The following is an 18,177-nucleotide window of genomic DNA, read 5'->3' on the forward strand; positions in this document are numbered from 1 at the left end:
TGTCTGGATGCAAACATTGGCCGCTGCTATGTTCTGCACAACATACAGAATCCCAAGTAGCGATGATTTGCTCGCCGACCTGCTTGCCGATGTGGTAGCCCCTCGCCTTTCGCTTGTCTGGCTCGACGGAAGAGTAGTAGCTCTGACAAATAATAACTTAGCTGACAATCTTGTTGGAAGTAACGATTTTGATGAGTTGAAGCCTGCTCGTTCGCTCAACTACTGGATTGGCAAAACTCCTGACCCTAGGGGAAATTATTCGCTGGCTGAAAAGAGTGCGGCACAGTTCATTGCGGTGTTTGCAACTGAGGAAATTAAACTGTTGCGCCAAGCCATAACAGCTACGCCGGAGCCTTTCAGGTCACTGCTGTATAAGGACCCCAGCCAGGAAGCTCCTGACATCATTGGCCTGCTGCCTGAATTACTAAAACTTCCCGCCCTCACCCAGCCCACGCTACACCTAATGAAAACCCTGCGCGAAGGAGCTATTGAAGTAGTGCAACAACTGTACGGAGCGGATGCAGTGGCCGAAATTAAGCCAACGGCCAGCTTACCAGTCAGTGCCCTGCCCGCCAACCTTCCCCGTCAGAAAATCCTCTTTGGCCCGCCTGGTACCGGCAAGTCGCACCGCATCGAGCACGTGTATGCCGCCGGCCACCAGCTCGCCCGCACCACCTTTCACCCCGATACCGACTACGCCAGCTTCGTGGGGGCCTACAAGCCGGTGATGAATGCGAAGAATGAAATCGAGTATCAGTTTCGGTCTCAGGTGTTTGCCCAAACGTATTGGGCGGCCTGGCAGCATCCCGAGCAGATATTTTTTCTGGTAATCGAGGAAATTAACCGGGGCAACTGCGCCCAGATTTTCGGCGACCTGTTTCAGCTGCTCGACCGCGACGCGGCCCACTACTCGGCCTACGCCGGGCGGGCCGATGCCGACCTGGCGCAGTGGCTGAGTGCACATCTGGCCGAGGCCGACGCGGCGGGCTCCGACCTGCGCGCCCGCTACGTGGCCGCCCTGCACGCGCACAAGGCCACCCTCACCCCCGCTGAGGCCGGGCAGTGGCTGCTGCTGCCACCCAATCTCTGCCTCTACGCCACCATGAATACGTCCGACCAATCGCTGTTTCCGATGGATTCGGCCTTCAAGCGGCGCTGGGAATGGGAGTATGTGCCGATAGACTACGCTGATGCCTCTGAGGTAATGCTGGACCTGGGGCCGGTGGGACGCTACAATTGGGGCGGGTTTATTGGGGCCGTGAACAAGCGCATTTACGACTTGCTCAAAAGTGAGGACAAGCAACTCGGCAATCGCTTCGTGAACCCGGTGGCGGGGGCCGGTGGGCGCGTGGTAAGTCTGGCCACGTTCAAGGCCAAAGTGCTGTTCTACCTGTGGTCGGACGTGTATAAGCTGGAAATAGAAAACCCGGACAGCATTTTCTATTACCAGCCAGCGGGGGCTACCGACCCGGTGCCGTTTTCCTACGCCGACCTGTTCGGGCAAGCGCAGGACGCGGCAATTCTGCCTTCGTTTCTGGCGCTGCTGGCGGTGCCGCTGTGGGTAGAGGCTACGCCTGCCGCTCCGGCCGCCGCCGAAGCCGACGTAGATGCGGATGCTACCGACCCGGTATGACCGTCGTATTTGAAGGGGCTGACTACCCGGCCGCCACCCTGCTGGCGGCGTTGCCTGCTGCCTACGTGCAGGAGCAGCAGCCGAGCGGCGCGGCGCGGGCCACGGTGCTGGGCTACCTGGGGCCGGCCGAAGGGCGGGCGGCGGTTATCATCCTACCCAAGGCTTTTCTAAACGCGCAGGGGCTGGCATTTGGGGCGTTTGCGCCGGCCGCGCTGCTGGGGCTGGCCCACGATGCCCCGCTACGCGACCAGCTGCGGCAGGGCGGGCAACTCGATTTTATTTTTCGGGCGGCCGTGTGGCTGCACCAGGCCATTGGGCGCTACCAACAGCGGCACCCCCGCAACTCGATTGTGGAAGCCAGCGGGTTGGCTACCGTGACGGGGGGCGCGGGGCCAGGCCGCTCGGCCCTGGAAATAGTGCAGAGCCTGCTGCGGTTTCACCAGGAAAACCCGGCCCTTTTTACCTGGGTGCGGCGGCTGGGCAGCAGCCAGCAGCGGGCCGTGAGCTGGCCCCGCACCGTGGCCCGCCAGCAGCCGGTGCTACAAGGCGGCCGGCCCGTGTATGCGCAGCCCGTAGTGAAGCAGCCGCACCTGCGCTATGACGAGGAACTACTCAACATCTTCGCCAGCACCTTGCTCGACTTGCAGCAGGAATACGGCTTCCGGCTGCTGCTCAACCCCTTGCTGGCCCCGCTGCCAGCGGCCGAGCTCCGGCAGTTTCGGCGCGGGGCCACGCGGCGGCTGAAGCAGATTCGGGGCAATTATTTCAGCGACCAATTGGTGCAGCTCTGGCAATTACTCTACCTCTACTACGAACAGGTAGAGGCCCAAAAAGCCCGCCAGACCCGCCCTGAGCGCCTGTTGGTGCGTGACTTCGACTGGGTGTTTGAAGACATGGTGGACGCGCTACTCTCGGACCCGCCCAGCACCCGCCAGCCCCCGGCCCTGACCAAGCAGCGCGATGGCAAGCTAGTGGACCACTTGTATGAGTACGCTGCCCTGCTAGGGGCACCCGCCGACCGCATTTTTTACCTCGCCGATAGCAAATACTACCAGACCGGGGCCAGGGTCAGTACTGAATCCATTTACAAACAGTACACTTACGCCCGCAACGTTATTCAGGAGAACATTCGCCGCCTCAACAAGCACCGTTTACCAGACCACCTGCGCTACCGCGACCCACTGACCGAAGGCTATAACCCGACTCCCAATTTTTTCATCAGTGCCTACGTACCCGCCGACCTGCGCGACGTGGGCCACTCGCACCTTACCCGCACGCATTCTTACCAGCCCAGCTACCACTTCCGGGGCCGCTTGTTCGACCGCGATACGCTGCTGCTGCAACGCTATGACATTAATTTTCTGTTCGTGCTGGCAGCCTACGTGCGCGGCCGGCAGCAGCCAACCTTTCGCACCCAAGCCCGCACACTATTTAGGCGAGAGTTGCTGACAGAGCTGCGGAGCCGCTATGGCTTCTACCGTCTCACACCGCCCGCTGGCAACCTGGAAGACTTTGTGACGCGCCACTTCCGCCTGCTGCACGGGCGTGTTTATCAACCTACTGATTTTATGGCGACCGGCTCGTTGCTACTGGCCGTAGAAAAGACAGATACCGAGGTACTTACTCAACTAGCCAGTTTACAGGCCGAAGCCGCCTGGGAGAGTTGGGAGCCAGCATGAGTCTGTGGGGCATAAGAAAGCCCTGGCTGCTCGCGCTGTCCAGGGCTTCGTGCCTTACTCAAAAGAACTCACTAGGCCGGGGCCTTCTCCGTCACCAGCTGCACGCTGGCCGAGTTGATGCACAGGCGCAGGCCGCTGGGGGCCGGCCCATCGGGGAAGGCGTGGCCCTGGTGGGCATCGCACACGTTGCAGAGCACTTCGATGCGGGTCATGCCGTAGCTGGTGTCTTTCTTATACTTAATGGCGTCTTCTTCAACGGGTTGGGTGAAGCTGGGCCAGCCGGTGCCGCTCTCAAACTTGGTGCGCGAGTCGTAGAGCGGAGTGCCGCAGCACACGCAGGCGTAGAGGCCGGCTTCGTGGGCCTCGCAGTATTCGCCGGTGAAGGCGCGCTCGGTGCCGTGCTCACGGGTTACGTGGTATTGCTCGGGGGTGAGCTGAGCTTTCCACTCGGCGGCGGTTTTTTCCACGCGGCGGGGCGGGGTGGGGGCGTGGTTGGCCAGGCGGATAACGTCGTTCCAGGTTTGCATAAAACTAGCAGTTGAGGTTTGGTATAGGTAAAACGCATCCGGCCCGGCAGGGTTCAATTGGTGGGGCTAGGCCCAGTCTTGTAGCAAGGCCAGGCCCGCCGGCCAATCGCCGTAGCCGCTGGCCGCGTTGATGTGGCCGGCGTCGTCAATGTTCACCAGTTCGCTGCCCCAGGCTTCGGCAAACTGCCGAGCGCGGGCCAGGCTCACCCATTCGTCGTTGGTGCTCGTCACTACTTTGCTCGGAAATGGCAGCCGCTGCAACGGCATGGGCCCGAAGCCGGTGGTCGGGAACGCGGCGTAGTGGGCCGTTTCCACGTCGCTGGGGGCCACCAGCAGCGCGCCCTTGAGGCGGTGGCCGTGGGCCGCGGCCCAGTGCGCCACCGTTACGCAGCCCAGGCTGTGGGCAATGAGCACCACGTGGGCGAGGTCTTCGCCGGCCAGGGCCTGCTCGATGGTAGCCACCCACTCGTCCTTATCCGGGGCATCCCATTCGCGCTGCTCAATGCGCGTAAAATCAGGGTTCAGGCGCTCGAAATACGTCTGCCAATGGTCGGGCCCCGAACTGCCCAGGCCGGGCACGAGGAAGAAGCGGGTGGTTCTTTGCATGGCCAAAAGTAGCTTTTTTACCCGTTCCTGCGTTATCTTCTTTACTATGAAGCTCCTCTCTGCCGCCCAAACCCGCGAGCTTGACCAAGCCACCACCGCCGAGCAGCGCACCACCTCCACCGCCCTCATGGAGCGAGCGGCCACGGCCATGGCCGGCTGGCTGCACCGCCGCTACACCCCCGCCGAGGCCGGCGAAATACTGCTGCTGTGCGGCCCTGGCAACAACGGCGGCGATGGCCTGGCCCTGGCCCGCCTCCTCTACCTAGGGGGCTACGCCGTGCGCCTGGGGTTGCTGCCCGCCGACAAGTACGCCGACGACTACGAGTACAACCACCATGTGTTGCCCAAGGTCATCCCCATAACGGAGTTGGCTGCTGATAAAATGCCTGCTATTGAGCCCGGTACGCTGGTGGTTGATGCCCTGTTTGGCACTGGCCTCAGCCGGCCGCTCGATGGGTTGGCCGCCGCCGTGGTGCAGCACCTCAACGCTAGTGAAGCCCGTGTGATTGCCGTGGACCTACCCAGCGGCCTGCTGGCCGACGCCGCCCAGCCCGACCCGGCCGCGCCCGTGGTGCGGGCCCAGCATACCGTAAGCTTTGGCCTGCCCAAGCTGGCGTTTTTGCTGCCCCAAAACGCGGAGTATGTGGGCGAGTGGCACGTGGTGGACATTCACCTGAGCCACGACTTTATTGCGCAGGCCGACACGCCCTGGCACCTCACGCGCCTGCCCGCCGGGCCGGGCTTCGATGCCGCGCTGGCCGCCCGGCAGCCCGACGTGACCCTGCCCCGCCGCCGCAAGTTTGCCTACAAAAATACCTTTGGCCACGCCCTGCTGCTGGCCGGCAGCCGCGGTAAAATAGGGGCCGCCGTGCTGGCGGCCGGGGCCTGCCTGCGCGGCGGCGTGGGATTGCTCACGGTAGCGGTGCCCGGCGAGGGCTACGGCACCATGCAAACAACCCGGCCCGAGGCCATGTGCCTGCCCGACCCGCAGCCCGATTGCATTAGCGAGTTGCCCGAACTAACAGCCTATCAAGCAATTGGTATCGGGCCTGGCTTGGGGCAAGCGGAGGCCAGCCGCGCCGTGCTGGAGAAACTGCTGCGCGAAGCCAAGGTACCGCTCGTGCTTGATGCTGACGCCCTCAACCTGCTCGGGCAGCACCGCGAGCTGCTCGACCTGCTACCCGAAAACACGGTGCTCACGCCCCACCTCGGCGAGTTTGCGCGCCTCACCGAGAAGACCACCGACGACTACCACCGCCTCGCCTTGCTGCGCGAATTTGCCCAAAAACATCGGTGCGTAGTGGTACTCAAAGGCGCGTACACGGCCGTAGCCGCGCCCGATGGCCAGGTGTACTTCAACACCACCGGCAACCCCGGTATGGGCACTGGCGGCAGCGGCGACGTGCTCACCGGCCTCGTGCTGGCCCTGCGCGCCGACCAGCGCCTCGATGCCCTGCTGGCCGTGCGCCTCGCCGTGCTGGCCCACGGCCACGCCGGCGACCTCGCCGCCCAGCAAACCGGGGAGGCGGGGCTGGTGGCCGGCGACTTGGTGGCGCATATTGGGCCGGCGCTGCGGGCGCTCACGGCTTAGTGCGTCAGCGGTTTGCCTGATGTTAGGCAACTAGCACAGGTGTCGGGTAGTCCTCTCGCTAAATAAGTTGTTCTCCGCAGCTTGTTTAGCGGGAGGCTTGTCTAACCTAGCTTGACTTATCCGACCGCTCTTACAATAGCTGTAATATTTTGCCGCTCCGTGCGAAGTAGCAAGCACGCTATTTCTCTGCCCACGTCCTGGTAGCTACCCTTGTTTCTTATGTGGACTTCTTCCCGCACGCGTTTACGCCGCCTGGAGGCGGCGTGGCACCAGCCGGCTGCGCGCTCCCCCTATTTCTCTTTGGTGGCCCGCTACTACCACCACGTGCAGCACGAGCCCGCATACCAGCGCCTACCGGACCAAACCTGGGAGGACCTGAACGGCGACTTGCTCTTCGGACTGCTCGATGCAACGGTGAGCCCGGTAGGCCAGCAATGCCTCTACCACCGCCTGCGCAGCCCGCTCGCCGATGAGGCCGCCCTGCACGAGTTTGAGGCCGCCGCGACGCTGCTGGCGCAGCAACCCGTAGCTCGCGGGCAAGCCCTGCTCGCCCTCGACCAGCTGACGGCCCACGAGACGTACTACCTGACCGATTTGCTGAGTGGGCAGCCCCTGCCCACGCTACCCGGCGCGCGCTTCGCGCCGCTGCTCGCACTGGGACTACTGGCCACGTTGCTCGGGGGCTTCTGGCTCCCCGTGCTTTGGTTAGTGACGGGGGCATTTGCCCTCACCAATGGCGTGTTTTACTTCTGGCAGCTCAAGCGGATTACGAACTGTATGCGCCCGCTGCTGCAACTGGGCCGCTTGCGGCGGGCGGGCCAGGCGCTGCAGCGGGCGTCCCTGCCCCTGCGGCCGCTGCAGCAGCTGGCCGCGCCCCTGTCCCGGCTGAGGTCCATTATGTGGCAAGCAGCTTTCTTTCAGCTACAAGACCCATTGCTGGTATTCAGCATACTCAAGATGCTACTGCTGCTCGATGTGCTGGTATATAACCGCTGCCGTGCAGCCGTGCAGCAGCACGCACCCGCGATTCGGGCGGTCTTTGAGGCCGTTGGCTACATCGATTGCGCCCTGGCGGTGGCCAGCTTCCGCCAGCGCCACGCCACCTGCGTGCCGCAGTTTGGGTCGGCGGCCGAGGGCATTCAACTGCAAGCCGCGTATCACCCGCTGGTGCCGGGGTGCGTGCCCAATGACCTGACCCTGGCCGGGCCGGGCGTGCTGCTTACCGGCTCGAACATGGCGGGCAAAACCACCTTTATGCGCACGCTGGGCGTGAATGCCCTGCTGGCCCAAACGGTAGCTACGTGCCCGGCCACCGCCTACCGCGCCCCTTTTTGTCGGGTGCTCACCAGCCTCAGCCTGGCCGACAGCTTGCCCACGGGCAAAAGCTATTACCTGGTCGAAGCCGAAACCATGCGGCAGCTGCTGCGGGCCTGCGACGCGGCCCCCGGCAGCTACCTGCTGCTGTTGGATGAGCTGTTCAAAGGCACGAATACGCAGGAGCGCGTCGCCGCCAACAAGGCCGTGCTGGCCTACTTGCAGCCACGCGGTTGGGTCGTGGCGGCCACCCACGACGGGGAGTTGGGCGCGCTCTTGAAGTCGAGCTATGTCGAATACCACTTTTGCGAGACAGTCACAGCGGAAGACTGGTATTTCGACTACCGCCTCAAAGCCGGGCCGCTCACCACGCGCAACGCCATTCGGTTGCTGGCGCGCCTGAACTACCCGGCGCAGGTGGTCGCTGATGCCCAGGCGCTCAGTGCCACGCTGGCTGCGCGGGCGCAACCTGGTAGCCTGCAACTGACCACGCCGGAAGAACCTGATTCTGTGGCTAATTCGACCAATCACCAAGTAAAATGTTAAGATAATGCGTTTATTACAAATACGTTATCCTGTATCAGGCAGGGTTTTGCGTTTAACAGACGGTTACTGACAACGCATAGAAATGCTGGCCGCACCCTACAACTGCTACCCCTCAAAATATAAAATACGCCGCTGCCACTAGCAGCAGCATGCCGTCGGCCACGAGGGCGAAGAAGTAGTCGCCCCGCGTGTCGCGGGCCACGGCGATAACCCAGGCGGCCAGCCCGGCCGGCAGCAGCACCGCCAGCGGCGCGGCCCCGCGCGCCAGTCCTATTGCTACCGAGGCGGCCAGCAGGCTCAGCGAAACTACCTTGGCCCCGGCCACGCCCAGCACCACCGGCATGGTGCGCAGGTGGGTGAGCTGGTCGCGGCTAAAGTCCCGGATATCAAACACAATGGCCAGCGCCGACACCAGGCAAAACCGTTGCGCGAGCAGCCCCGCTGCCGTGGCCAGCGGCCGGTGCAGCGCCAGCACGGGCAGCCCCACCGTCACGGCTGCCCACACGCCCCCGATGAGAAACACCTTGAGCAGCGGCACCTCGCGCACGGCCCGCCAGCGCCCGCGCCAGGGCAGCAGCGGCAGCGAGTAGCCCAGGGCTAGCGCCGCCAGCGGCAGCAGCAGCGGCAGGTAGTGCAGCCAGCCGCCCAGCAGCAGCAGCACTGCCCCGGCCAGCGCCGCCGCGCCCGCCAGCGCCGCCAGGGCCCAACGATGGCGGTGCTGCCAGGCCTTACGCCCCGAGGTGCCGGCCGGCTGCCGGTGCTTGAAGGGCAGCACCGCATCGAGGTTGTAGGTGAGCAGCGTGACGGCAAATACCAGCGCCACCGCCTGCCACCCGGCCGGCCCAAAGCCGCCCGGCCGCCCGCGCAACACGGCCGCCGTTTGGGCCGCCGCCGCCAGGGCCAGCCACACGCTGCTATACAGCAGGGCATCGAGCAGGCGCAGGGGCAGGGCGCGGCGGGCGGCGGGCATGTAAAATATTGGTTAACTGTCTAGTATGAGAAAGAACGTCATGCTGCGCTTGCCGAAGCATCTCCACCGCATCGTTAGGTTAGTAACCCTAGCGGCGCGGTAGAGATGCTTCGGCAAGCGCAGCATGACGTTCTTTTTGGGCTGTGCGGCGTAGGTAACGCTTACTTGGCGCGGTCACCGAAAGTCTTCTCGTAGAGCGAGATGCTTTCGTTGATGATGCGGTAGGCATCTTCGCGGCCCAGGAACTGCTTTACTTCTACGTGCTTCTTTTCCAGGGCTTTGTAGTCTTCGAAGAAGCGCTGCATTTCCAGAATCATGTAGGGCGGCAGGTCGCCCAGCTCGTTGTAGTGGTTCACGCTCACGTCGTGGGCGGCCACGGCAATGATTTTGTCGTCCTCCTCGTCTTGGTCCAGCATCTGCATTACGCCGATTACTTTGGCCTCCACCAGGCACATGTGGGGGATGTCGACCGAGCACAGTACCAGGATGTCGAGCGGGTCTTTATCGTCGCAATACGTTTGCGGAATAAAGCCGTAAGCGGCTGGGTAATGCACGGCTGAGAACAGCACTCGGTCGAGCATGAGCATGCCGCTTTCTTTGTCGAGCTCGTACTTGCCTTTGCTGCCTTTGGGAATTTCGATGACGCCGGTTACGAATTCGGGGAGGTTATCGCCGCGCGATACGTCATGCCAGGGGTTGAATTGAGCCACTTTGTGGGGAGAAATGGGATAAATAAGAAATTAACGTAAAGATGCGGCCGAAGGCTGAATTAGCCTACTCCAGCACCCGTAGCAGCGGCGTGCCGCTGCACCCGCTAGGCTCTTGTATGTGCAGCCACCGGGCCACGGTGGGGGCAATGTCCACGATTTTGACGGCCTCGGCCGACTCGCCGTGGGGCACGTGCCAGCCCCAGAACAGCAGCGGTACGTGGGTGTCGTAGGCCCACGAAGCGCCGTGGGTGGTGCCCTTCACCACGGGGTAGGAATACGCTTCGAGCCAGCCCGGCGACATCACAAACAGCACGTCGCCCGAGCGCGGGCCGTAGAACCCGTTGGCCTGGTACATGCTCAGGCCCACCGGCCAGGCGTTGCGCTGCAAGTCGGTGGCCGAAATGGCCTGCGCAATGTGCGGCTGCTGGCGCAGAATTTCGGCTACCTCGTTCTGGACCTTGGCCAGTTCCAGCTTTTTCTCCAGCAGCAGCGGGCGGTTGAGGTACACCTGCTGGTTTTCAAAATCGACCAGCCACTTTCCCTCGCCGTAGCGGCGCACCAGGGCGCGCTGCACCGAGTCGCGCATGAGGTTGGTGCCCAGGCCACCGCCCGGCAGGCGGTGCGCCTCCAGGAAGCCGGCCGCCTGGTCGGCGGCGTGGTCGGCGGTCAGAAATACAAGGGCTTGTCCTTTACCCACTTGCTTGTCGATGTTGTCGAGCAGGCGCTCCAGGTCGCGGTCGAGGCGCAGGTAGGTATCCTCGGTTTCGATGGCGGCGGTGCCAAACTGGTGGCCCACGTAGTCGGTGCTGCTGAAGCTGAGGGCCAGGAAGTCGGTTTGGCCGCGCTGGCCCATTAGCTCCTGGCGCAGGGTTTCGATAGCAAAGTCGGCGGTGAGCGAGTTGCCGAAGGGCGTGGACCGGATGAGGTCGAGGTTGCGGGTGGGCGCGGCCGGCGGCTTCTCGCCCGAGGCCCGCTCGTTGGCTTTCACGGCGGCGGGCGGCGAGGCGCTCAGCGCGGGCAGGTCGTGCGGAAATATGGGCTTGGCCTCGCCCTTAAATGCCGCCTCCCAGGCTACATCGTCGGGCGTGCTTTCGGTGTACTGCTCAATCGGTAGCAGCGTGTTCCAGGGCTTGGATAAATACTCGGCGGCGTGGCCGGCGGCATTAAACTTGGCTACCCACTCGGGCAGCGCCGCGGTGTAGAAGGTGCTCGTAATGAAGCCGCCGTTGGAGCCGTCGTACCAGTAGGCGGCGTTGGCGGCGTGCCCGGCCGGCAGGATGCTGCCCCGGTCCTTGATGCACACGCCGATTACTTTGCTCTGAAAATTGGTAGCCAGCCGCAGCTCGTCGGTGATGGTGGTGGTCAGGTTGTGGCGCGGCGACATTTGGCCCGCGGCGGCTGTGCCGCCCACGGCCTGCACGGTTTTGTCTTCCGTCACGTAGGTGGTGCGGCCGGTTTCGCGCTCGTACCAGTTGTTGCCCACTATACCGTGGGTGGCCGGCGTAGTACCCGTGTACACGCTGGTGTGGCCCGGCCCGGTGTAGGTGGGCACGTAGTTGTAGTTGCAGCTTTCGTAGCTGAAGCCCTCACCCAGTAGCCGCCGGAAGCCCCCCCGGCCGAACTTATCCCAGTAGCGATACAGGTAGTCGTAGCGCATCTGGTCTACCACAATGCCCACCACCAGCTTGGGCCGCGCCAAGGCCGGGCCCTTTTTCTGCGCCAGCGCCGGCAGGGCCAGCAAGGACAGCAACAATATCTTTTTCATGCAAAAACCGGTAAAGAAGCCTGGCAAAGATACCGTGCGGCCCATTTGGGCTGCTTATTAAGTTGTTGTTACCCATGCCCGACCTCCAGGCCCTCATCTTTGATATGGACGGCGTCCTCATCGATAACACGGCCGTGCAGGCCCGCGCCTTCCAGTTGCTGTTCCGCGACCAGGGGGTGCAGACTGATGCGACCCAGCTGCTGCGCCGCCTCAACGGCGCGCCGGCCTCCGACATTCTGAAGGAAGCTTTCGCCGAAAATCCGCAGCCCGACGATAAGCTCGAAGAGCTGGCCGGGCAGCGTGAATTTCTGTACCGCACCCTGTACTGGGACGACCGCCGCGCCCTGCCCGGCCTGGTCGAGTTTTTGGAAGCGGCCCGCGCCGCGGGCCTCAAAATCGGCCTCGGCACCGGCTCGGGGCAAGAAACCATCGGCTACATTCTCGACGACCTCAACTTGCGCCGCTTCTTCGACGTGGTCGTTACCAAAGACGACGTAGAACAGGGCAAGCCCCACGCCGATACCTACGCCGTAACGGCCCACAAGCTGGGCATTGCGCCCGCCCACTGCGTGGTGTTTGAGGATGCGCTGCTAGGCGAGCAGGCCGCCTACCGCGCCCACATGCACTGCGTAGCCGTGACTTCGACGCTGCCGGGCCGCGATTTTCAGGCCCCGCTGCTCATCATCCGTGATTTCACGGAGCTTACGCCTGCCGAGCTGCGCACCGCATTTGAGGCCGTCGGCCCAGTACCCAAGCCTGCCAAGGTGACTGCCAAAAAGTAATGCGTGCAGCAAGCACGCAGCCGGGCAATTGCGGCGGTCCCCCGCACCGGATTACGCTACGGGTAGCAAATCCAGGATAGCCGACAGCGCGCGTGCTACCGTTATCTGCTTGATGTCCGGGTCTTTATCTGGTACGCTAAAATTGCCCTGCGCAAAGCGAGCCTCCTGGCTGGGCGGAAACAGGCAGCGGCAGGCGGCGCGTAGTAGCCGGGGCGGGTAGGGAAAAAACTTGCCGTAGTTTTCGCCCATCAGCAGCACCAGGCAGGGCGTGCCGGCCTGCGCCGCCAGGTGGGCCGCTACCGTGTCGTTGCTGACGAGCAGGCTGGCCCCGGCCACCAGCGCCGCCAGGCCGGGCAGGTCGGTTTGGCCGCAGCGGCTGGTGAGGGGCACGCCCGGCCCGGCCTGCTGCACAATGCGCTGGGCATGCGCCGCATCGGCCGGGCTGCCGGCAATGAGCAGGCGATAGCGCGGGCCGTAGTGCTGGTGCAGCGCCCGCGCCAGCTGCGCAAAGTGGCCAGTTGGCCACCGCTTCTGCTGGGCGCTGGCCCCCGGAAACAGCACGATATAGGGTCCGGCGGCGGCTTCGGCAGTAGCGGCCGCTGCTACGCTGGCGGGCAGCTGCAAAGGTGCGTTGGGCAGCGGCGGAGCAAAAATAATTTCGCTTATATTGCTACTTGCCAGCCAATTAGTAAAAAATTCTTGATTGCGGTCGTACTCAAACAGTACCTCGCGGGCGCTGGGCAGTAGCTGGGTGTAGCCCGCGTTGAGGATGGCAAACCATGGGCTCACCTGGTGCGCGCCCTGGCTGGCCACCCGCACCGGCGCGCGCATAAACCGGATGAAATTCTCCACGGCCGGCTCGCGCACGTGCAGCGGATTGATAACTTCGCCGAACCCGGCCTGCCCGATAAAGTGCAGGATGTCAGTGCGATAAGCCAGGTCTTTTATAAAGCGGCCCGTTTCCAGGGGCAGCAGCTCGTCGAAGCAATCGGCGTCCCAGGCCAGGGCCAGCGGGGCCCACAGGGCATTGGCCAGCAGCGTGAGGTGCTGGCCCCGGCCGCGCACCACGGCCGCTAGCTGCCGCAGCCCCGGCCGAAACAACAGGTAATCGCCGATAGAGTCGTGGCGCACCACCAACACCCGCGCGGCCTGGGGCGCGGCCTGGGTAGCCAGCGCCGCCGCATCGGCTTGGTTGAGGGCCGCCAGCTGGCGCGGCTGGCGGCCCCGTCGGCTCAACTGGCGTAGGCTGTTAATCAGAGAGTTGAGCATGGGCTGCGGGCGGGCCGCCCGGCTATTTTTTCTTGAAAATGCGCTTCATCTTTTTCCAGCCAGTCAGCAGCTCGGCCTGCTTGGTTTCCAACTCATCGGCCAGGCCCACGGCAAACAAACCCTGCTTGATATACACGCTGTCGCTGCCATCCTTATACCACAGCTCGTAGCTATTGGCTGTCAGCCAGGTAGTTATCTCGGTGAGAAACGGGTTGGTGTAATACTTGCCGTGGGTTTCAATGCTGAGCACCTTCGGGCGGCTGCGCAAGTGCTTGAGCACGTACCACTCGCCGCCCTCAATGTCGATGCTCAGTAGGTCGATGGTACCGTCATCAATGGTCGAAAACTGCACGCACGGCACCTCAAACGTGTTTTCTTCGCTGATGCGGTAGCGGTCGTTTTCGAGGGCCGGGCTGGTGGGTAGCTCGGTGGCAAACGTGGACGAGGCGGCCCGCGACAGCTTGAGCGTGCCGTTGGTGTCCCACACGGCCACGGCGTGCACCTGGGCATTGTAGGGCGCAAAGGTGGCCTTTACTTTGGCGGCCACATCGGGGTCAGCCTCCACTAGCGTAGCCCGCGTGCCCTGCTGCACAAAATCGATGATGTTGGATGTTTCGGGAATGTAAACGCCCACCTCACACACATGGTTGAAGGTGAGGTTTTTAGAGGCAAGCTTTTCGAATAGCCGGGTCATAGCTGGGGGGTAGGGATAGGTGGAAATTTGAAAAGAACGTCATGCAGAACGCTGGGAAGCATCTCGCTCGCTTCGTGGAACGATTGAGAGTAATGCCCCATACGAGATGCTTCCCTACGGTCTGCATGACGTTCTTTCTTAGCTTGTTAAGACACCGCAGCCGGCGCGGCCATGTAGGTGCCGCACACTTTGCAGGTGCGCAGGTCATCGTTGGCCCAAAAGCGGTTCATGATGGGCGGCAGCTGGGCCACGATGTCGGTAATCTCGGCGTACTCCTCGTAGAGCTGATGGCCGCAGTTTTCACAGTACCACTGGAAGCCGTCGAGCTCGCCGGGCTGGCGGTAGCGCTCCAGCACCAGGCCCACGGTGCCGGCCGGGCGGCGCGGCGAGTGGGGCACGCCAGGCGGCAGCAGAAACATTTCGCCGGCCTTTATTTCGATATCTACGGGCTGGCCGTCCTCGATAATCTTGACCGTCATGGTGCCTTCCTGCTGGAAGAACAGCTCCTCGCCCTCGTCCACATGGTAGTCTTTGCGGGCGTTGGGGCCGCCCACCACCATCACAATGAAGTCCTTGTTGTCCTTGAAAATCTGTTGGTTACCAACCGGTGGCTTGAGCAGGTGGCGGTGCTCGGCAATCCACTGCTGAAAATTGAAGGGGCGGGCGATGGGCATGGCGACGAGTGGAAAAAGACGTGGAGAAAAGCCGGTCGGGCCTCCGAAAAGCAGCCAGCCCGACCCGGCAAAAGTAAGCGCCGCCGCCGCCTGGGGCCCGGCGGCGGCGCGCAGGCGGTGCGGGGGCTAGTTTTGGGGCTTCAACCCGCGCGGCCTCGCCGCCGCCTTCGTTTTTCGCCTTGGTCAAGTTCGATACGCTCTCCATCGTCATGCCCGTGTACAACGAGGCGCGCACGGTGCACCAGATTCTGGACCTGTTACGCGAGCTGACGCTGGTAAACGGCATCGGCAAGGAGCTGCTGGTGGTGGACGACTGCTCGACTGATAATTCGGTGGCCGTGATTGAGGCCTACGCCGCCCGCTACCCCGCTTTTCGGCTGCGCCTGCTGCGCCACGCCACCAACCAGGGCAAAGGCGCGGCCCTGCACACGGGCATCCGGGAGGCCACCGGCGACTACATCATCGTGCAGGATGCCGACCTCGAATACGACCCCGAGGAGTACAACCTGCTGCTCAAGCCCGTGCTCAAGGGCTTTGCCGACGTGGTGTACGGCTCGCGCTTTATGGGCGGGCAGCCGCACCGCATTCTGTTTTTCTGGCACAGCATCGGCAACGCCGTGCTCACGTTTTTGTCGAATATGGTGACCGACCTCAACCTCACCGACATGGAAACGTGCTACAAGCTCTTTCGGCGCGACCTGCTGCAAGGCCTGCGCCTGGAGGAAAAGCGCTTTGGCTTCGAGCCCGAAGTTACGGCCAAAATAGCCCGCGTGCCGGGCGTGCGCCTCTACGAAGTGGGCATCAGCTACTACGGCCGCACTTACGCCGAGGGCAAAAAAATAGGCTGGCGCGATGGCTTTCGGGCGCTCTACTGCATTGGCAAGTACGGGCTGCTGGGCCAGTAGGTAGCCGATAGAACCAGTTTAGAAAAAAAGTAAAGAGGAATAATTAGGCGATAAAATTATGATTATCATAATTTTATCGCCTAATTATTCCTCTTTTAACGACTGCCCGTCCGCGAGCCCGCGCTGCTAGCTAGCGGCTGGCTGCGCGCCTAGCGCAGGGCCGTAATCTGCACGTCATCGACGTAGGCAGTGCCGCTTGTGCCGCCGCGCCACAGGTACACCACCAGCTGGTTGGAGTAGTTGGCACTGGCCGGAAAATTAAACTCCTTGCTGATTTTCACCCACTTACCAGGGTCTTTTGTGGCGGCGCTGTAATCAATGCCTTCCACCATAATGGGCTTGCCGCCCACGGCGTCGTTGAGGGCCAGCCGTAGCTGCGCAGTAACCTCTTTGTTGGGCGCGTAGGCCCACGCATCAAGCCGCACCCCCCGCAGGCGGGTGGGGCTGAGCTGGCCCAGCAAGTAGTTGTAGCCCATGCTGTACTCATGGTCCTGGTCAACCTTGATGCTGTAATTGCCCGAGTGGGCCTTGTCGCGCGTGAGGGCCACGGGGTCGGGTATCCAGCCCGCCATCGACTCAAAATCGTTGTGCATCAGCACATCTTTACCCAGCGGGGCTGCCGAGTTGTTGCTTGAGCAGGCGCTCAGGCTGGCTGCGCTGGCTAGGGCGAGCAGGAGTTGTTTCATGCAGTAGAAAGTAGGGAAAGAGGTGGAAAATAAGCGCTGAAAACCAACGTAAAACTAGGGCCTTTAGGGCAGTGGTCGGAAGTAGGTGCGTTGGGCAGTGGCACTTGCTACCAGTGCCGGGGTGCGTGGCGGCGCTGGAGCACCACGTACTGCTCGGTGCTGATGAGCGGGCGGAAGTCGGCATCCAGGTTTTGGTTGCGGCGCGCTACCTCCTGAAAAACCGCTTGGCGCATAATCAGGTAGTCGAGGCCGACCTCCGTCATTTTTTGCAGCACCGCGCTGGTGGGTAGTTGGCTGCGGTCGGGGTTCCAGACCAAGCCGCGCCGGTCAAAATACACCAGGCTCAGGTTGGGCGCCTCTTCCCCAATGACCAGAACAGTAGCCTGGGCTGGCACCCTGGCGGCGGCCAGCTGCGCGGCCCCACCCTGCATCCAGCGGTAGGTGTAGTAGTCACTAAATCCCAGGTAGGGGTCGGCCATGCGGGTGCGATACTGCCGCAGGCCAGTGACGAGTAGCCCCAGCACCGCCGCCCCAAACAGCACGTGGCGCAACAAGCGGGGTGAGCCGGCCAGCCGCAGCGCCAGCTGGCTGGTGGCCAGGGCCACCAGCAGTACCAACCCCGGCCAGAACGAGGCCAGCACGTAGTAGTCGTGGTGGAAAAACTGCGCCCCCATCAGCCAAAAAAACAGCGCGCTGCCCACCACCGCCAACCCCAGCTGCACCGCCCACACCCACTCGGTGCGCAGGATGCGGCCCACGCTCAGCAGGCACACCAGCGCGCTGGCCAGCAGCAGCTGGTACTGAAACGGCACAAAATACTCCCGGCTCCACGAATCCCGGATGCGCTGCACCACGGCATCGTATTCGGCGGCCGACTCGAATGGCCGGGCCTTGGCCAGAAAAAGTCCCGACTGGTATATTTCGTTAAGATGCTGATTATAAAGCGTGTAACCTATTATGGTGCTCAGGCTGGCCCCGGCCAGCAACAGCAGGAGCCAGCGCTGCCGCAGCGTAAAAATGGCCGGCTGCAAATACCCCCACAGTAAAAAAGTGCCCAGCGCCGCCACTAGGTAAATGGCGGCCGATACTTTGATGAGGGCTGCCAGCGTGAAAAGGGCAATGGCCCCGGCCAGGCCCCCAAAGTGCTGGCCCGGCTGGTAGCGCAGCAGGTAATACGTAGCCACCACCACGAGCGCGGCGCTGGCCGGGTCGGGCAAAAAATTGCCGGCGTAGTAAGCAAACACGGGCGAAGCGGCCAGAAAAACCCCCGGCAACAGCGCGGCGGCAAACTGCCGGGTACGCTCAAACACCAGCCGAAACAGGTAGTAGTAGGCCAGCCAGGCCGTGGTGATGGTGAGCAGCCGGTAGAGCGGCACTAGCGCCGCCCGGCCCACTACCTTGGCCGCCAGCGCCGCCAGGTAGGGCAGCAGCGGAAACTCGACCCCCACCACGCCATCAATCGAAGACAGGCTCAGGGTTTGGGGCCGCAGCAGGTGCAGCCCGTGGTCGTAGAAGCTAATGGCCAGGGCCAGCCGGTCGGCCTGCGCCCACTCGTGAATGCCCCGCGGCAGCCAGCCCAGCGAAGGCCAGTAATACACTGCCACTACTACCAGAAAAAATATGCCCGCCAGCCGCCGGTAGCGGCGGTCAGCGGCGGGGGTAGTGCTAAAGGCAGAAGGAAGCATGATAATCGGAAAGCAAACGGGCCCGCAACTACCGGTAGCTCAATTGGATAGAAGCACCAACTGCGCCGGGTAAGTGGCCTGCCTAACCCCGAAGGTAGCCGCCGCCCGATATACGCGCTGGCCGGGGCGGCCGGGGGCGGG

At 62.9% G+C, this 18,177-nt stretch carries 16 protein-coding genes; 6 read left to right on the forward strand and 10 right to left on the reverse strand.

Features of this window, described 5'->3' with window-relative positions; genetic code table 11:
- Positions 1-196 precede the first annotated feature (196 nt).
- Both ACYVGC_RS04840 and ACYVGC_RS04845 read left to right on the forward strand, forming a co-directional pair.
- A complete protein-coding gene (locus ACYVGC_RS04840; protein WP_460582659.1) occupies positions 197-1,633 on the forward strand; it encodes an McrB family protein in 1,437 nt (478 codons plus the stop codon).
- The gene (locus ACYVGC_RS04845; protein ID WP_460582660.1) at positions 1,630-3,312 is read left to right on the forward strand and encodes a hypothetical protein; all 1,683 of its coding nucleotides are present in this window, start codon (positions 1,630-1,632) and stop codon (positions 3,310-3,312) included. The genes ACYVGC_RS04840 and ACYVGC_RS04845 overlap by 4 nt, the downstream gene beginning before the upstream one ends.
- A gap of 71 nt (positions 3,313-3,383) precedes the next feature.
- On the opposite strand, the gene msrB is transcribed toward ACYVGC_RS04845, so the two are convergent.
- The gene (gene msrB / locus ACYVGC_RS04850) at positions 3,384-3,839 is read right to left on the reverse strand and encodes a peptide-methionine (R)-S-oxide reductase (protein ID WP_460582661.1); all 456 of its coding nucleotides are present in this window, start codon (positions 3,837-3,839) and stop codon (positions 3,384-3,386) included.
- Between the two features lie 66 nt (positions 3,840-3,905).
- On the reverse strand, positions 3,906-4,445 hold the full coding sequence (locus tag ACYVGC_RS04855) for an RBBP9/YdeN family alpha/beta hydrolase (RefSeq protein ID WP_460582662.1): 540 nt from the start codon (positions 4,443-4,445) through the stop codon (positions 3,906-3,908).
- A 46-nt stretch (positions 4,446-4,491) separates the two neighbouring features.
- On the opposite strand from ACYVGC_RS04855, the gene ACYVGC_RS04860 reads away from it, so the two are divergent.
- Together ACYVGC_RS04860 and ACYVGC_RS04865 are read left to right on the forward strand one after the other, a co-directional pair.
- A complete protein-coding gene (locus tag ACYVGC_RS04860) occupies positions 4,492-6,036 on the forward strand; it encodes a bifunctional ADP-dependent NAD(P)H-hydrate dehydratase/NAD(P)H-hydrate epimerase (RefSeq protein ID WP_460582663.1) in 1,545 nt (514 codons plus the stop codon).
- A gap of 219 nt (positions 6,037-6,255) precedes the next feature.
- Positions 6,256-7,896, forward strand: coding sequence for a P-loop NTPase family protein (locus ACYVGC_RS04865; RefSeq protein WP_460582664.1), 1,641 nt, complete (start codon positions 6,256-6,258; stop codon positions 7,894-7,896).
- 112 nt (positions 7,897-8,008) lie between these two features.
- On the opposite strand, the gene ACYVGC_RS04870 is transcribed toward ACYVGC_RS04865, so the two are convergent.
- The 3 genes from ACYVGC_RS04870 to pafA form a co-directional block, all read right to left on the reverse strand.
- Positions 8,009-8,866 (reverse strand): UbiA prenyltransferase family protein, encoded by an 858-nt coding sequence (locus ACYVGC_RS04870; RefSeq protein WP_460582665.1) that lies wholly within the window; start codon positions 8,864-8,866, stop codon positions 8,009-8,011.
- A gap of 161 nt (positions 8,867-9,027) precedes the next feature.
- A complete protein-coding gene (locus ACYVGC_RS04875) occupies positions 9,028-9,576 on the reverse strand; it encodes an inorganic diphosphatase (RefSeq protein WP_460582666.1) in 549 nt (182 codons plus the stop codon).
- Positions 9,577-9,640: 64 nt separating this feature from the next.
- Entirely contained in the window at positions 9,641-11,341 is a 1,701-nt protein-coding gene (pafA, locus tag ACYVGC_RS04880; protein ID WP_460582667.1) for an alkaline phosphatase family protein, read from the reverse strand.
- A 74-nt stretch (positions 11,342-11,415) separates the two neighbouring features.
- Between pafA and ACYVGC_RS04885 the strand changes: the two genes are divergently transcribed.
- Positions 11,416-12,123: an HAD family hydrolase gene (locus ACYVGC_RS04885; protein ID WP_460582668.1), complete on the forward strand. Its 708-nt coding sequence runs from the start codon at positions 11,416-11,418 to the stop codon at positions 12,121-12,123.
- 51 nt (positions 12,124-12,174) lie between these two features.
- Here ACYVGC_RS04885 and ACYVGC_RS04890 read toward each other — a convergent pair whose 3' ends face one another.
- The 3 genes from ACYVGC_RS04890 to ACYVGC_RS04900 all read right to left on the reverse strand — a co-directional run bounded on the left by ACYVGC_RS04890 (position 12,175) and on the right by ACYVGC_RS04900 (position 14,760).
- A complete protein-coding gene (locus ACYVGC_RS04890; protein ID WP_460582669.1) occupies positions 12,175-13,392 on the reverse strand; it encodes a glycosyltransferase family 9 protein in 1,218 nt (405 codons plus the stop codon).
- 22 nt (positions 13,393-13,414) lie between these two features.
- Positions 13,415-14,086 (reverse strand): class I SAM-dependent methyltransferase, encoded by a 672-nt coding sequence (locus ACYVGC_RS04895; RefSeq protein WP_460582670.1) that lies wholly within the window; start codon positions 14,084-14,086, stop codon positions 13,415-13,417.
- 146 nt (positions 14,087-14,232) lie between these two features.
- Positions 14,233-14,760, reverse strand: a complete 528-nt coding sequence (locus ACYVGC_RS04900) for a 3-hydroxyanthranilate 3,4-dioxygenase (RefSeq protein WP_460582671.1) — start codon at positions 14,758-14,760, stop codon at positions 14,233-14,235.
- A gap of 179 nt (positions 14,761-14,939) precedes the next feature.
- Here ACYVGC_RS04900 and ACYVGC_RS04905 point away from each other — a divergent pair, with 179 nt between their 5' ends.
- Entirely contained in the window at positions 14,940-15,665 is a 726-nt protein-coding gene (locus tag ACYVGC_RS04905; protein WP_460582672.1) for a glycosyltransferase family 2 protein, read from the forward strand.
- A gap of 149 nt (positions 15,666-15,814) precedes the next feature.
- Here the strand turns inward: ACYVGC_RS04905 and ACYVGC_RS04910 are convergent, their stop codons facing one another.
- Positions 15,815-16,351 (reverse strand): carbohydrate binding domain-containing protein, encoded by a 537-nt coding sequence (locus ACYVGC_RS04910; RefSeq protein ID WP_460582673.1) that lies wholly within the window; start codon positions 16,349-16,351, stop codon positions 15,815-15,817.
- Between the two features lie 107 nt (positions 16,352-16,458).
- Positions 16,459-18,036: a glycosyltransferase family 39 protein gene (locus ACYVGC_RS04915; RefSeq protein WP_460582674.1), complete on the reverse strand. Its 1,578-nt coding sequence runs from the start codon at positions 18,034-18,036 to the stop codon at positions 16,459-16,461.
- Positions 18,037-18,177: the final 141 nt, after the last annotated feature.

The organism is Hymenobacter arcticus (assembly GCF_054779975.1).

Excerpts from the sequence above, each read along its gene's own strand:
- ACYVGC_RS04885 (WP_460582668.1), top strand. The coding sequence starts at position 11,416 with ATGCCCGACCTCCAGGCCCTCATCTTTGATATGGACGGCGTCCTCATC.
- pafA (WP_460582667.1), bottom strand. The coding sequence starts at position 11,341 with ATGAAAAAGATATTGTTGCTGTCCTTGCTGGCCCTGCCGGCGCTGGCG.
- ACYVGC_RS04890 (WP_460582669.1), bottom strand. The coding sequence starts at position 13,392 with ATGCTCAACTCTCTGATTAACAGCCTACGCCAGTTGAGCCGACGGGGC.
- msrB (WP_460582661.1), bottom strand. The coding sequence starts at position 3,839 with ATGCAAACCTGGAACGACGTTATCCGCCTGGCCAACCACGCCCCCACC.
- ACYVGC_RS04860 (WP_460582663.1), top strand. The coding sequence starts at position 4,492 with ATGAAGCTCCTCTCTGCCGCCCAAACCCGCGAGCTTGACCAAGCCACC.
- ACYVGC_RS04915 (WP_460582674.1), bottom strand. The coding sequence starts at position 18,036 with ATGCTTCCTTCTGCCTTTAGCACTACCCCCGCCGCTGACCGCCGCTAC.
- ACYVGC_RS04865 (WP_460582664.1), top strand. The coding sequence starts at position 6,256 with ATGTGGACTTCTTCCCGCACGCGTTTACGCCGCCTGGAGGCGGCGTGG.
- ACYVGC_RS04870 (WP_460582665.1), bottom strand. The coding sequence starts at position 8,866 with ATGCCCGCCGCCCGCCGCGCCCTGCCCCTGCGCCTGCTCGATGCCCTG.
- ACYVGC_RS04900 (WP_460582671.1), bottom strand. The coding sequence starts at position 14,760 with ATGCCCATCGCCCGCCCCTTCAATTTTCAGCAGTGGATTGCCGAGCAC.
- ACYVGC_RS04855 (WP_460582662.1), bottom strand. The coding sequence starts at position 4,445 with ATGCAAAGAACCACCCGCTTCTTCCTCGTGCCCGGCCTGGGCAGTTCG.
- ACYVGC_RS04910 (WP_460582673.1), bottom strand. The coding sequence starts at position 16,351 with ATGAAACAACTCCTGCTCGCCCTAGCCAGCGCAGCCAGCCTGAGCGCC.
- ACYVGC_RS04845 (WP_460582660.1), top strand. The coding sequence starts at position 1,630 with ATGACCGTCGTATTTGAAGGGGCTGACTACCCGGCCGCCACCCTGCTG.
- ACYVGC_RS04895 (WP_460582670.1), bottom strand. The coding sequence starts at position 14,086 with ATGACCCGGCTATTCGAAAAGCTTGCCTCTAAAAACCTCACCTTCAAC.